Below are 12,628 nucleotides of genomic sequence, written 5' to 3' on the forward strand. Positions count from 1 at the left end.
GATGAGTGACGCACCCACCCCGATGGAACCCGTTTCGGAAGCCTGCTGCGACTCCACATGCTGTGGCGGCGAAGCGTCCCGTCACGAGCCTTTGCCTGCCGCGCTCGAATCGTCCGCCGACGTGCGCAACGCCGTGCGCGAGCGCTATGGCGCGATCGCCGAAGGCCGGTCGGCCGGATGCTGCGGGACCGAGTGCGGCTGCAACGGCGGCTCCATCGAAGGCGTGCTCGAGCAGATTGGTTACACGTCGGAGCAGATCGAAAGCATCCCCGCGGAGTCGAACCTCGGCCTGGGATGCGGCAGTCCGCTCCGCGGGGTGGCGCTGCGGCCTGGTGACGTGGTCCTCGATCTCGGCTCCGGCGCCGGTCTCGACGTGTTCCTGGCGGCTCGCGCGGTGGGTCCCCAAGGCCGGGCCATCGGCGTGGACATGACCCCTTCCATGGTCGAGCGCGCCCGGTCCGTGGCCGCCCGTCACGGCATCGACAACGCCGAGTTCCGGCTCGGCGAGATCGAGCATCTGCCGGTGGCCGACGCGAGCGTCGATCTGGTCATCTCCAACTGCGTGGTGAATCTCTCACCGGACAAGGGCCAGGTGTTTCGTGAGGCGTATCGCGCGCTGAAGCCCGGGGGGCAGATGGTGGTGAGCGATCTCGTTCTGGATCGGGTCTTGTCACCCGAGCTCAGACGATCGGTGGACCTGTACGTCGGTTGCGTGGCCGGCGCGGCGCTGCGCGAGGAATACCTGCGGTTGGTCCGCGAGGGCGGGTTCGGCGACGTGACGATCGTCCACGAGTCGGGCTATGACCCCGGACTCTCCGATCTGCCCGAAGAGAGTCCCGAGCGCGCGGCTTTCGGGGCGGTGCGATCGATCACCGTGGCCGCGCGCAAAGGTTGAGGCGGTTTGTATTTCCTTGCTCTCCCCAGGGAGAGTAGGGAGTTGCAGAGGAGCACTGCGTCGCGCTATTCGAACCGAGTCGCTCCCGAAGCGAGGGCCTCGCTGGTAAAGCGTGGCGAGCGCTTCTCGAGGAAAGCGCGGGTTCCCTCGGCCACGTCGGCGCTGGCCCAACACGAGCGCTGAGCGTCGATCTCCGTCTCGAGGCACTCGGCGAGCGAACGCTCGAGCGAAGCCGTCAGCGTGCGCTTGGTGAGCCGAACGCTGGTCTGAGGTGCCGAAGCCAGCCGCGAGGCGACGGCGCGGACCTCGTCGGCGAATTGCTCGTGCGCCACGACGCGATTGACGAGCCCGATGCGCAAGGCTTCCTGAGCGTCGATCAGCTCTCCGAGCCAGCACAGCTCGAGAGCCTTGGCGAGGCCCACGAGCCTCGGCAAGTGATACGCGCCGCCCCAGTCGATGTGCAGTCCGAGGCGCACGAACGTCTCTCCGAGGACGGCGCGGTCCGAGGCGATGCGCAGATCGCAACCGAGCGCCAGGTTGAGCCCGCCGCCGGCCGCGGGACCATTGATGGCGGCCAGTGTCGGGATCGGCAGCGCCGCCAGCCGGCGGGCCGCGAGACGCCCGGCCTCCAGCATGGGAAGGAACTCCTCGTAGGAAGCATCTCGGGATTTGAGGTCGGCCATGTGCTGGATGTCGCCGCCGGCCGAGAACGCTCGTCCCGCGCCGGTGATCACCAACACCCTGACTTCGGCGTCGGCGGCCACACGGTCGAGTGCCGGCACGAGCGCGTCCCGCATGTCGTCCTTGAAGGCATTGAGCTTCTCGGGACGATTGAGGGTGAGGGTGGCGACACGGTCCGCGACGGCGAGCTCGACGAGTTCCGACATGGGTCCTCCGGGAATGGAATCGGACGGGACGGCCGGGCAGGGCAAGGTCGATGGCCGTTGGGCAGGCTACTTCTTTCACTGCTTCCTGACGATGACGTGGGCGGCGGAGCTTCGCGAATGCTCTGCCGGCGCGCTCGGCTCCGATTGCGGGCCCCGAGCGGCGCGTGCGAGAATCGCGGACATGATGCCTCTTCGGACCCGCCTCCGAAGCGACCGGTTGCGCGCCTTCGGGATCGTGGTGATCGCCGTTCTGGCGCTCGCCTCGGCGGGTCACATCTGGCATCACCTCACCGACGAAGCGTGCGAGAACCCGCGGGATGCCTTCCCCCATCCGTGCGCTCAATGCGCCGGTCTTCACGGCGGCGTCGTGGCGGAAGCCATCCAGGCCGCGCCCGCTCCGCGTCTCGTCGATCACGCCGCGGTCTTCCTGGGTCAGGACCTCGATCGCGTCGAACAGTCGCGCGGCACCGCTTCTCCCAGGGCCCCGCCTCTCTCCTAGAGCTCGACGGCGAGCGCCTCGCGCTTCCCGTCCTTTCCGGCCTCGCCGACGAATGCCGCGAGGCCAGACCTCTTGCTCTTGGAGACACAGGAGGACTGTGTGCTCGCTCGCCATCCCTTCTTCGGAGGGGTGCTACGCCTGCTTCCCGCGCTGACGCTCCTCACATGGGCGGCGACGGCCCGTGCCGGCGTCACCAATCCGAACATCTCCATCGTGGGACAGCCGTTTTCGCGTTGGACCGACGACGAAGGCGATCCCGCCGCCCGGCGCGCCACGCTCGACGTCGGGGAAACCGAGGTGATCTATGACGACTACCTCAACCCGTACGCGCGCGGCTTCTTCACGCTGGCGTTCACGCCGGAAGAAGTTGGAGTGGAGGAGGCATACTTCACGCTGCTGCGTGGCTTGCCCGCCGGGCTCACGATCAAGGGCGGAAAGTACCGCGTCGAGTTCGGCAAGCTGAATCCCCTGCATCCGCACGCGGTGCCCTTCGCGGAGCGCCCCCGTGTGCTCGCGGCGTACCTGCCGGGCGAGGCGTCGTTCAACGAAACCGGCCTCCAGCTCTCCGGCCGCCTTCCGAGTCCGGGGGATTGGGCGATCACGGTTTCGGCCGACTGGCTGAAGGGCGACTCCTACCTCATCGATCGCGAATCTTCGGGTGATCCGACCGATCCGCTCGAGCTGGGGGGCGACGACCGCGCCGGCGAGCCGCGGCCCGCAGGAATCGGCCGGCTGTCGGCCTTCGTGCCGATCGACGACCGCTCCGGCCTCGAGCTCGGGGTCTCCGGGACCCAGGGCACCAACAACGTGGCGGCTGCGACCAGGACCACCGTGTGGGGCGGCGACGCCAAGCTCAAGCTGTGGACGTCGGCCAATGCCTATCTCCTCCTCCAGGCCGAGGTCCTCAGCCTGGACCGCGAGAACGCGGCATGGGATCCGGCGGCGGCGAGCTACACGAAGTCGACGGTGACGCCGTTCGGCGGCTACGTGTACGCCGACTACAACTTCGATACCCGTTACAACGTCGGCGCCTCGTACGAACACTTCCAGGAGCCGACCTCGAGCCAGGCCACCCACCAGACATTCGGCGTGTTCGCCGGCCTGGCGCTGCTCGAAGAGTCCACCGCGTTCCGACTGGACTGGAACCACTCGATGCCGGGCAGCGGGTCGTCGTTCCCCGGCGAAGTGAACACGGTCACCTTCCGCGTCATCTTTTCCATGGGCCCTCACAAGGCCCATCAGTTCTAGGAGACTCGTCATGAAGACATGGCTCGCGGCGCTCGCGCTGGGCGCGTCGCTCCTCTGGCCGATCGAGGCCGGAGCGAAGATTCGAGTCGCTGCTTCGATCAACGACCTGGCGTCGATCGCGAACAGTGTGGGCGCCGATCAGGTCGAGGTGTTCGCGATCGCGCGCCCGAACACCGACGTTCACCGTGTCGAGGCCTTGCCCTCGTACATGGTCAAGGTCTCGCGCGCGCAGATCTACCTCAAGGTCGGACTCCAGCTCGACCAGTGGGCGGACCCGATCATCGACGGATCGCGCAACCAGCGACTCACGATCGTGGACTGCTCGCAGGGCGTGCGCGTCCTCGAGGTCCCGACCGGACGAGTCGACGCCTCGATGGGCGACGTGCATCCCAACGGCAATCCTCACTACTGGCTCGACCCCAGGAACGGCGGCGTCATCGCCCGCACCATCGCCGAGGCCTTCGCCAGGCAGGATCCCGCGCACGCGGCGGATTTCCGAAGCCGGGCCGAGGCCTTTGCCCGGGACGCGGAGGCGACGTGGAAGAAGGGCGTGCAGACCGCGTCTTCGCTGCCGAGCAAGGTGGTGTTCACCTACCACCGCTCGTGGTCCTACTTCGCAGACGCCTTCGGTCTCGAAGTCGCGGCCACCGCCGAGCCGGTGCCGGGGATCCCTCCGACCGCGCGGCATCTGGCCGATCTCGTGCAGATCGCCAAGTCCCGCGGCGTGCGCGTTCTGATCAAGGAGCCTTACTTCCAGACCGACGCGTCGAAGTTCCTCGAGCGGCAGGCTTCGGTGAAGACCGCGGCCGCAGCCCCCTCCTGCGACTTGCCCGCGGCCGGAAGCTACTTGGCCCGCTTCGGCACCGTGCTCCAGGCCGTGATCGCGGCTTCGGGCAGAGGCACCCCATGATCGAGGCCATTTCGTTGCCGTTCTTCCAGATCGCCGCGATCTCGGTGCTGGTGCTGGCGGGCATTCATGCCTACCTCGGCTTTCACATCGTGCGGCGCGGCGTGCTGTTCGTGGATCTCGCGCTCGCGCAGATGGCGGCGCTCGGCGTCGCGCTCGGCATCGTGCTCGGCCTCGAGCACAACGAGACAGCGTCCTACCTGCTGGCGCTCGGGATGACGTTCATCGGTGCGGCGGTGTTCTCCTGGCTCCGCGGACGGGCGCGCAACGTGCCGCTCGAAGCCTTCATCGGCGTTGTGTTCGCGACGGCGCAGGCGCTGGTCTTCCTGGTGCTGGAGAAGAGCCCCGCCGGTCCGGAGCACCTGAAGGAGACGCTGGTCGGCACGCTCTATACGGTCGATCCGCATCACATCGCATGGGTCGCCGTTCTCTATACGGCCATCGGACTGGTGCACTTCTTCCTCCGAAAGCCGTTCTTCGAGATCACCACGGATCCCCAGGGGGCGCGCGCCCGCGGGCGGCGCCTCTTCCTGTGGGACCTGCTCTTCTACGCCACCTTCGGATTCGTGGTGACGTCAGCAGTGCAGATCGCGGGCGTGCTGCTGGTGTTCGGTCTGCTCGTCATCCCGGCGATCGCCGGCGTCATGGCGACATCGCGCACGGTTCCCGCGCTGGTGGTGGGCTGGATCTTCGGCATCGCGGCCGGCTTCGTGGGACTGATCGGCTCGGTGCAGCTCGACCTCCCGGCGGCGCCGAGCGTCCTCGTTTCTCTGACCGCGATGCTTCTACTCCAGGGACTGCTGCTGTCGGTCGTGAGGCGGGGGCGATCGCAGGCCGCTCGAGCGTAATGGGCGCGGCACTGCGTTCGTTTCGTCTCACACCAGTTCGACCGCCAGGAGTGACACGTCGTCGCGCAAGCCGCGCCCGCTCCAATCCCGGACCTCGCGCATGAGCTCTGCCGTTCCGCCCGACAGGCTGCGGTGCCGGTGGCGCCGCAACCCAGTGAGGACCCGCTCGCGCCCGAACTCGGCGCCCGAGGCATCCACGGCTTCGACGACGCCATCCGAGGCGAAGTAGAGACGGCTCCCGGCCGCGAGCGACACCCGGTGGTCGCGATACGTCGCATCGGGCAGCACGCCGATCGGAAGATCGAAGCGCCGGATCTCCTCGGGCTCGCCGCCGCGCGGCACGTGGAACGGCGCGCCCTGGCCCGCGGAGACGAAGCGCAGCTCGCGCCTGGGCACGTCGAGGATCCCGTAGACCATCGTGAAGTACTGTCCGGAGTCGGAGTCCATCGGGAACATCCGGTTGAGCCGGGCGGCGACTCGGCGCGGCGACACCAGACGAGGCGTCCTGCGTCCGTTGCGCGCGGCCTCGACCAGGAGAGCCCCGGGCATCGGGTAAGGGCGTAGGGCGTGGTGGAGCGCCACCGACAACATCGCGGCCTTCACGCCGTGTCCGCTGACGTCGATGAGGTAGAACCCCAGGTGCTCCGCATCGAGCGCGAACACGTCGAGCGTGTCCCCTCCGAGACGCTCGCAGGGCTCCACCGACCATGCCACCCGGACGCCTTCGATGGCGGGTGGCGCGGCGGGAAGCAGCGATCGCTGCATGTCGGCCGCGGCTTCGAGGTCCGCTCGCATGCGCGCATTCGCGCGCCGGAGGTGTTCTTCCGCGGCGCGACGGTCAGTGACGTCGCGCAGCAGCGCGATCAGGTAGCTCCCCGTGCTGAGACCCACGACCGAGGCGGAGATTTCCGTGGCGCGGCGTTCCCCGGTGCGCGTCCGGCATTCGACTTCGATGGTGGACCCCATCCCGCGTTCGAGCACCTGGCGTGCGAATGCCTTCAGCTCGTGCGGGTCGTCGGGATAGAGACCCATGAGAGGCATGGACAGGAGCTCGGCATGCTCGTATCCCAGCATCTCGCAGGCGCGGTGGTTGACGTCAACGATCCGGTCGCTGGACGGATCCACCACCAGGATCCCGTCGTTCGAGTGATCGAAGATCTTGCGCAGCGCGTCCTCGCTGCGAACCAGCGCCTCTGCGGCGCGCTCGGCGGCGCGGTTCCAGGCCTCGAGCTCGGCGACTCGAGCGCGCAGTCGATCGAGCTCCAGCGTCGAGTCTTCGATCGACGAAACAGCCATCAAGGCCAAGGTGCACCTCGCTCGCGGTGAGAGGTTGCTGCGGGTGGATGCCGATGGGTGAGATACGTGGATGGTCGGAGACAGATGCCTGCGCCGGACGAGCGCACCCTCCCGGGCCACGTGCGCGGAGGCCTGACAGATGCTTTACTCCCGCGCCATGAAACCTGACCGCTATCGGCTCTATGAAGCATCCGTGCAAGATGTCGAGTTCGATCTGGATTTCCTGCGCAGCATCTACAAGCGCAAACGCGGCACGCCCTTCGAGCGGCTGCGCGAAGATTTCTGCGGCACCGCCCGGCTGGCCTCGACGTGGGTCGAGCGCAAGGCCACGCGCCAGGCATGGGCGGTCGATCTCGACCGCCGACCCATCGACTGGGCCCGGACCCATCACTTGCCGCTGATCGGCGGCGCCGCTCGCAGATTTCGCTTCGTGCGCGCCGACGTTCGTCGCGCGCGCACCCCGAAGGTGGATGTCGTGGTGGCGCTCAATTGCTCGTACTGGGTGTTCAAGCAGCGCGCCCAGCTCGTGGAGTACTTCCGCAGCGTGCGGCGCTCGCTGGCGCCGCGAGGGCTCATGGTGCTCGATGCATTTGGAGGCGATCGAACGTTGCGGGAGATGGTCGAACGCCGCCGCATACGCGGCATTCGCACGCGGACCGGCGAGCGAGTTCCGGCTTTCACCTACGTCTGGGAGCAGAAGAGCTTCAATCCCATCGACTACAACCTGCACGCCGCAATCCACTTCGAGCTCGATGATGGCACCGAGCTGCGCAACGCCTTCAAGTACGATTGGCGCGTGTGGGGACTGCCGGAGATCGACGAGGCGCTGCGCGAGGCCGGGTTCCGCGAGGTCCAGGTCTACGTGCAAGGCTGGGACGATGAGACGAACAAGGCGCTCAGTGTCTTTCGCCGTCGGGTGCGATTCGTGAACCAGGAAGCCTGGCTCGCCTTCATCATCGGCGTGAAGTGACGGCTCGCGTCCGTCGCCTCCGAGGATGATCGACAGCCCGGTGAGGCTCGCGGAGGCGTCGAGGGTTGCCTAGCCGCTCCCGAGCACGATCTCACCGGTGTCCGAGAGGTCGAACTGTTCCGCCAGCGGATGGATCGGCAATCCCGGCATCCGCAGGATCTCACCGGTAATGGGAACCAGGAACCCCGCGCCCGCCGCGAGCTGGATCTCGCGCACGGTGACCAGGAAGTCCTTGGGCCGTCCCAGCAAGGCGGGGTTGTCCGAGAGCGATTGCTGGGTCTTGGCGATGCACACCGGGAGCTTGTCGTAACCCAGCTTGGCGAGCGCCGCCTTGTCGCGGCGCGCGCGCGCGTGGTAATCGACGGCCTCCGCGCCGTACATCTCGGCGGCGACCGTGGCGATTTTCTTCTCGATCGGATCGTTCCAGTCGTAGAGCGGGCGGAAGTGCGGCTTGGCCCGCTTCGCCACCGCCCACACCGCTTCGGCCAGCTCGCAACAGCCCTCGCCGCCTCCGCTGAAGGGCTGGGCGCTGACCGCCGTGAGCCCGTGCACCTCGCAGTGCTCGCGGACCAGCGCGACCTCGTCCTCGGTGTCGGTGGGGAATCCGTTGATCGCCACCACGCAGCGCTGCTCGAACTTTCGGATGTTCTCGATGTGCTTGTCGAGGTTCTCGAGTCCGCGCCGGACGGCCTCGCAGTTGGGCGTGCCGATGTCGTCCATCGGGACGCCGCCATGCATCTTGAGCGCGCGCACCGTGGCCACCAGCACGGTGCAGCACGGGGCAAAACCTCCGTAGCGGCAATTGATATCGAAGAACTTCTCGGCTCCGAGCTCGAAGGCGAAGCCCGCCTCGGTCACCACGGCCTCCGCGTAGGCCATCGCCATGCGGGTGGCGGTGATCGAATTGGTGCCGTGGGCGATGTTGGCGAACGGACCACCGTGCACCACCGCGGGACATCCTTCGGTCGTCTGCACGAGGTTCGGCTTGATCGCGTCCCGCAGGAGCGCCGCCATGGCGCCCACCGCGTGGAGGTCCGAGGCTTTCACCGGCGTTCCATCCGGGCGGTAGCCGACCACGATGCGCCCCAGGCGCTGCTTGAGGTCGGGGATGCCGTCGGCGAGGCACAGGATCGCCATCACCTCGCTGGCCGCCGAGATGTCGAAGCCGGTCTCGCGTGGGACGCCTTCGCTTCTTCCGCCCAGGCCGATCACGATGTCACGCAGCGCGCGGTCGTTCATGTCGAGCGCGCGCTTCCACACCACGCGGCGCGAGTCCATGCCGAGCGGGTTTCCGTGGTGGAGCGAGTTGTCCACCATCGCGGCCAGCAGATTGTGCGCGCTCGAGACCGCGTGGATGTCGCCGGTGAAGTGGAGATTGACGTCGATTGCCGGCTCCACCTGCGAGCGTCCGCCGCCGGAGCCTCCACCCTTGAGCCCGAGATAGGGACCGAGGGATGGCTCACGCAGCGCGGCCATCGCCCGAACGCCGCTCTTGCAGAGTCCCTGCACCAGGCCGACCGAGGTGGTGGTCTTGCCTTCGCCCGCGGGAGTGGGCGTGATCGCGGAAACCAGGATGAGCCGCGCTTCGAGCTTCTTGCCGTCGAGCGCGCTCAGCGAGATCTTCGCCTTGTGTTTCCCGTAAGGCTCGAGATGACGTGAATCGAGCCCCAGCGCTTCGGCAACCTCGGTGATTGGCCTCATGCGGATCGCGACTATAGCGCAGCCCGGCATTCGGTCGTATGGGACCGATGGACCAGTCCGTTACGCTGTCCAGAAATGCCCGAGCTTCCGGATGTCACCCTCTATGTGGAGCACCTCGAGCGGCGCCTGATCGGGCAGCCGTTGGAGCGCGTCCGCATCTCCGGGCTCAACCTGCTGCGCACCGTGGAGCCGAGCTCGGACGATGCCGTCGGTCAACGGGTGCGCGAGCTGCGCCGGCTGGGCAAGCGCATCGTGATCGGGTTCGAGAACGATCTCTTCTTCGTCCTCCATCTGATGATCGCGGGCAGGCTTCACTGGAAAGAGCGCGGCGCGACCGCGGCCGGCAAGACCGGACTCGCGGCATTCGACTTTCCCCACGGGACGCTGACGCTGACCGAGGCCGGCACCAAGAAACGCGCCGGGCTTCACGTCGTCCAGGGCGAAGCCGCGGTCCAGGCGCTCGACCCGGGCGGCATCGAGCCGCTCACGTGCAAGCTCGAGGAGTTCGAGGCTGCGCTCACGCGAGGGAACCACACGCTGAAGCGTGCGCTCACCGATCCCCATTACTTCTCGGGAATCGGCAACGCGTACTCCGACGAGATCCTGCACCGTGCCCGGCTCTCACCCCTGGCCTCGTCCACACGGCTCGCCCCCCACGAGGTGAAGCGGCTTTGGCAGGCGGTCCGTACGGTGCTGGCCGAATGGACGGAGCGGCTCAGGTCGCAGTTCGGCGACGAGTTCCCGGAGAAGGTCACCGCGTTCCGCCCCGAGATGGCCGTGCACGGCAAGTACAGGAAGCCCTGCCCGGTGTGCGGCTCACCCGTGCAACGGATCGTCTATGCCGACCATGAGACCAACTACTGCGCGCGTTGCCAGACGGAAGGCCGGCTGCTGGCCGATCGCTCGCTGTCCCGCCTGCTCAAGTCGGATTGGCCGCGCACGCTCGAGGAGCTGGCGGACTAGGTCGCGGGACCAGCGACTCGCGTCTTGAGCCAGGCCGCGCGCAGGCCATACACCGCGAGCCCGAGCAGCAGCGCGATCACGATATCGCGCAGCTCGTTCACGCTGCTCCGGGTCATCAGCACGAGGCACGCGATCACCGTGAAGGGCACGACCACGGCCGCTGCGGGAACGACGAACGGCGCGGCTTCCGGCTCGCGGCGGCGCAGCGGGAAGACCGCGAGCGCGGTGACGAGGTACTGGACCAGCCGAGTGATCACGTTGAGACCGAGGAGATAGGTGAAGGTTCCCGTGATCGCCAGCGCCACGCCGCCGGTGGTGATCACCACGATCGCCGCCAACGGGGTGAGGAAGCGCGGGTGCAGCCCCGCCAGGGATGCCGGCATGTGCCCGCGCTCGGCCATCGCGAACAGCACGCGCGGACCTGCGAGCGTGGAGCCGGCGAGCGTGCCCAGCGTCGACACGAATGCTCCGAGCGCGATCACGCCCCCACCCACGCCACCGGCGAATCGAGCCGCCGCGTCGGCCAGCGGCCGCTTCGAGCTGGCCAGCTCCGGAAGTGTTCCAATGCATACGGTCTGGATCAGGACGTAGAGCAGCGTCGCCGCTCCGATTCCCATGAGCAGGGCGAACGGGGCGTCACGGCGGGGGTTCTTCATCTCTCCTGCCGTCACCACCGCGGCCTCGAATCCGCCGAAGGCGAAGATCAGCTGAAAGACACTCTGCGTGATGAGCTCACCGCCCGGCGCTGGACCCGCAAACCGATGCGGCTGGATGAACGAGAGCCCGAACGCGATGAAGAGCAGGAGCGGAAGGAGCTTGACGACCGTGAGCATCGCGCACACCCCGGCCCCTTCACGAACCCCCGTGGCATTCAGAACAGCGAGCGCCAGCATCGCCAGGACCATGATCGCGGTGTGGATGGGACCGGCGGAAGCGGCCGGCCAGAAATAGGCGAGGTAGTCGGCCATGATGTTGGCGATGATCGCGAGGGAAGTCATGCGCGTCACCACCATCAGCCAGCCGACGACGTACCCGGTCATCGGCCCGAAGGCTTCGCTCGCGTAGAGATAGGGCCCGCCGCTCCCCGCAAAGCGGCTCGAGACCTCGGCAAAGCACAGGGTGATGCACGCGATCACCAAAGCACAGCCCACGTACGCCAGCAGCGACCATGGCCCCGACTGGCCGAAGACCCGCGCGGGGAGCCCGAAGATGCCGGAGCCCACGATCATGTTGATCATGAGCGCCACCATGGTCCATCTCCCGATGGCCCGGACGAGCTGCTGGCGCGGCGGAGAAGCGACGCCGAGGACCGCGACCGACGGCGGGGAGGCGGGCGTCATCGCGACAATCTAACGCGCGTGCGGCTTCTCTTCCATCAGCGCCATGAAGTTGCCTTCGGTGTCGCGAAAGAACGCCAGCCACAGGTCGCGATCGCCGAGGTCTGCGACCTTGTGAGGGTCGCCCTCGGACTTCACGCCGGACTCGACCAGCCGGGAGTGAAAGCCCTCGATGTCGGTGGTGTCGAAATAGATCGTCGAGCTCGGGTGATCGAACTCCGGGGTCTCCGCGATCCCCAGCATCAATCGCGTGCCGCCGCAGTCGAAGAACGACATCTTGGGCACGCTGAAGAGATGACGGAGACCGAGACGGTCACGGTAGAAGGCCGTCGCGCGATCGATGTCCTTGACGATGATCGCGATCTGGCCGACGCGCCGGATGCGCAGGTCGGTGGCGGCGGTCATGCTCCCTCCTGTCCATGAGTCACTGTCGGTGAAATTCGGTCTTTACTTAGCTATGCTAACGATGCAGGATGATGGCGTGAGCCGTCAAGCGACATCTCGGGCGCGCGCCTCGTTGCAGCGCGACGTGGCCGACCACCTGCATTCGGCCGCCATTCATCTGCTGCGGGGGCTGCGCAAGGTCGACCGCGCCACGGCCGTCGGCCCCGCGAGGCTCTCGGCGCTTTCAGTCATCGTCTTTGGCGGACCCGTCACGCTCGGATCACTGGCCGAGGCCGAGCAGGTCACGGCGGCCACCATGAGCCGCATCGTCGCCGGCCTCGAATCGAGCAGACTCGCCACGCGCCGCGTGGATCCCAGCGACCGGCGCGTCATCCGCATCGAGGCCACGGCGCGCGGGCGACGGCTGCTGGAAGAGGGGCGCGAGCGGCGCATCGAGCATCTTCGCGCGCGGCTCATGAAGCTCGGCGATGACGATCTGGCGCTGCTGGCTCGCGCCAGCGAGATACTCGAGCGCATGGCCCGCGAGATGCGCTCGGCCTAGAGGCGCTCGACCAGGACTGCCATCCCCAGGCCGCCGCTCACGCACAGCGTGGCGAGCCCGTAACGGCCCTTCACGCGATTCAGCTCGTGGAGCAGAGCCACCAGAATCCGGTTCCCGCTCATGCCGGTCGG

General features: G+C 67.5%; 14 protein-coding genes. 8 read left to right on the top strand and 6 right to left on the bottom strand.

Annotated features, from left to right (window positions below):
• Position 1: 1 nt before the first annotated feature.
• Positions 2 to 895 carry an arsenite methyltransferase gene (arsM, locus tag VFQ05_13885; GenBank protein ID HET9327852.1) on the top strand — a complete coding sequence of 298 codons (894 nt, stop codon included), beginning with the start codon at positions 2 to 4 and terminating at the stop codon, positions 893 to 895.
• A 65-nt stretch (positions 896 to 960) separates the two neighbouring features.
• Here arsM and VFQ05_13890 read toward each other — a convergent pair whose 3' ends face one another.
• Positions 961 to 1,782 carry an enoyl-CoA hydratase-related protein gene (locus VFQ05_13890; protein HET9327853.1) on the bottom strand — a complete coding sequence of 274 codons (822 nt, stop codon included), beginning with the start codon at positions 1,780 to 1,782 and terminating at the stop codon, positions 961 to 963.
• Positions 1,783 to 1,963: 181 nt separating this feature from the next.
• On the opposite strand from VFQ05_13890, the gene VFQ05_13895 reads away from it, so the two are divergent.
• The 4 genes from VFQ05_13895 to VFQ05_13910 all read left to right on the top strand — a co-directional run bounded on the left by VFQ05_13895 (position 1,964) and on the right by VFQ05_13910 (position 5,284).
• A complete protein-coding gene (locus VFQ05_13895; GenBank protein ID HET9327854.1) occupies positions 1,964 to 2,281 on the top strand; it encodes a hypothetical protein in 318 nt (105 codons plus the stop codon).
• Between the two features lie 99 nt (positions 2,282 to 2,380).
• The gene (locus VFQ05_13900) at positions 2,381 to 3,529 is read left to right on the top strand and encodes a hypothetical protein (GenBank protein HET9327855.1); all 1,149 of its coding nucleotides are present in this window, start codon (positions 2,381 to 2,383) and stop codon (positions 3,527 to 3,529) included.
• Positions 3,530 to 3,539: 10 nt separating this feature from the next.
• Positions 3,540 to 4,439: a metal ABC transporter substrate-binding protein gene (locus VFQ05_13905; GenBank protein ID HET9327856.1), complete on the top strand. Its 900-nt coding sequence runs from the start codon at positions 3,540 to 3,542 to the stop codon at positions 4,437 to 4,439.
• A complete protein-coding gene (locus VFQ05_13910) occupies positions 4,436 to 5,284 on the top strand; it encodes a metal ABC transporter permease (protein HET9327857.1) in 849 nt (282 codons plus the stop codon). The genes VFQ05_13905 and VFQ05_13910 overlap by 4 nt, the downstream gene beginning before the upstream one ends.
• 27 nt (positions 5,285 to 5,311) lie before the next feature.
• Here the strand turns inward: VFQ05_13910 and VFQ05_13915 are convergent, their stop codons facing one another.
• Positions 5,312 to 6,580 (bottom strand): SpoIIE family protein phosphatase, encoded by a 1,269-nt coding sequence (locus VFQ05_13915; GenBank protein ID HET9327858.1) that lies wholly within the window; start codon positions 6,578 to 6,580, stop codon positions 5,312 to 5,314.
• Between the two features lie 139 nt (positions 6,581 to 6,719).
• On the opposite strand from VFQ05_13915, the gene VFQ05_13920 reads away from it, so the two are divergent.
• Positions 6,720 to 7,550: a class I SAM-dependent methyltransferase gene (locus tag VFQ05_13920; protein HET9327859.1), complete on the top strand. Its 831-nt coding sequence runs from the start codon at positions 6,720 to 6,722 to the stop codon at positions 7,548 to 7,550.
• 69 nt (positions 7,551 to 7,619) lie between these two features.
• On the opposite strand, the gene VFQ05_13925 is transcribed toward VFQ05_13920, so the two are convergent.
• Positions 7,620 to 9,251: a formate--tetrahydrofolate ligase gene (locus VFQ05_13925; GenBank protein HET9327860.1), complete on the bottom strand. Its 1,632-nt coding sequence runs from the start codon at positions 9,249 to 9,251 to the stop codon at positions 7,620 to 7,622.
• Between the two features lie 75 nt (positions 9,252 to 9,326).
• On the opposite strand from VFQ05_13925, the gene VFQ05_13930 reads away from it, so the two are divergent.
• Complete coding sequence (locus VFQ05_13930) at positions 9,327 to 10,214, top strand: DNA-formamidopyrimidine glycosylase family protein (protein ID HET9327861.1); 888 nt, start codon at positions 9,327 to 9,329, stop codon at positions 10,212 to 10,214.
• On the opposite strand, the gene VFQ05_13935 is transcribed toward VFQ05_13930, so the two are convergent.
• Positions 10,211 to 11,554, bottom strand: a complete 1,344-nt coding sequence (locus VFQ05_13935; GenBank protein ID HET9327862.1) for an amino acid permease — start codon at positions 11,552 to 11,554, stop codon at positions 10,211 to 10,213. The genes VFQ05_13930 and VFQ05_13935 overlap by 4 nt on opposite strands.
• A 9-nt stretch (positions 11,555 to 11,563) precedes the next feature.
• Positions 11,564 to 11,956 carry a VOC family protein gene (locus tag VFQ05_13940; protein HET9327863.1) on the bottom strand — a complete coding sequence of 131 codons (393 nt, stop codon included), beginning with the start codon at positions 11,954 to 11,956 and terminating at the stop codon, positions 11,564 to 11,566.
• 76 nt (positions 11,957 to 12,032) lie between these two features.
• Between VFQ05_13940 and VFQ05_13945 the strand changes: the two genes are divergently transcribed.
• Positions 12,033 to 12,497, top strand: coding sequence for a MarR family transcriptional regulator (locus VFQ05_13945; protein HET9327864.1), 465 nt, complete (start codon positions 12,033 to 12,035; stop codon positions 12,495 to 12,497).
• On the opposite strand, the gene VFQ05_13950 is transcribed toward VFQ05_13945, so the two are convergent.
• Positions 12,494 to 12,628 (bottom strand): acetyl-CoA C-acyltransferase (locus VFQ05_13950; protein HET9327865.1); only part of this gene is annotated, 135 nt, incomplete at its 5' end. The genes VFQ05_13945 and VFQ05_13950 overlap by 4 nt on opposite strands.

It is taken from the genome of Candidatus Eisenbacteria bacterium (assembly GCA_035712145.1).
GTDB lineage: Bacteria > Eisenbacteria > RBG-16-71-46 > RBG-16-71-46 > RBG-16-71-46 > DASTBI01.

Excerpts from the sequence above, each read along its gene's own strand:
- VFQ05_13910 (HET9327857.1), top strand. The coding sequence starts at position 4,436 with ATGATCGAGGCCATTTCGTTGCCGTTCTTCCAGATCGCCGCGATCTCG.
- arsM (HET9327852.1), top strand. The coding sequence starts at position 2 with ATGAGTGACGCACCCACCCCGATGGAACCCGTTTCGGAAGCCTGCTGC.
- VFQ05_13940 (HET9327863.1), bottom strand. The coding sequence starts at position 11,956 with ATGACCGCCGCCACCGACCTGCGCATCCGGCGCGTCGGCCAGATCGCG.
- VFQ05_13905 (HET9327856.1), top strand. The coding sequence starts at position 3,540 with ATGAAGACATGGCTCGCGGCGCTCGCGCTGGGCGCGTCGCTCCTCTGG.
- VFQ05_13915 (HET9327858.1), bottom strand. The coding sequence starts at position 6,580 with ATGGCTGTTTCGTCGATCGAAGACTCGACGCTGGAGCTCGATCGACTG.
- VFQ05_13935 (HET9327862.1), bottom strand. The coding sequence starts at position 11,554 with ATGACGCCCGCCTCCCCGCCGTCGGTCGCGGTCCTCGGCGTCGCTTCT.
- VFQ05_13925 (HET9327860.1), bottom strand. The coding sequence starts at position 9,251 with ATGAGGCCAATCACCGAGGTTGCCGAAGCGCTGGGGCTCGATTCACGT.
- VFQ05_13895 (HET9327854.1), top strand. The coding sequence starts at position 1,964 with ATGATGCCTCTTCGGACCCGCCTCCGAAGCGACCGGTTGCGCGCCTTC.
- VFQ05_13930 (HET9327861.1), top strand. The coding sequence starts at position 9,327 with ATGCCCGAGCTTCCGGATGTCACCCTCTATGTGGAGCACCTCGAGCGG.
- VFQ05_13920 (HET9327859.1), top strand. The coding sequence starts at position 6,720 with ATGCTTTACTCCCGCGCCATGAAACCTGACCGCTATCGGCTCTATGAA.
- VFQ05_13890 (HET9327853.1), bottom strand. The coding sequence starts at position 1,782 with ATGTCGGAACTCGTCGAGCTCGCCGTCGCGGACCGTGTCGCCACCCTC.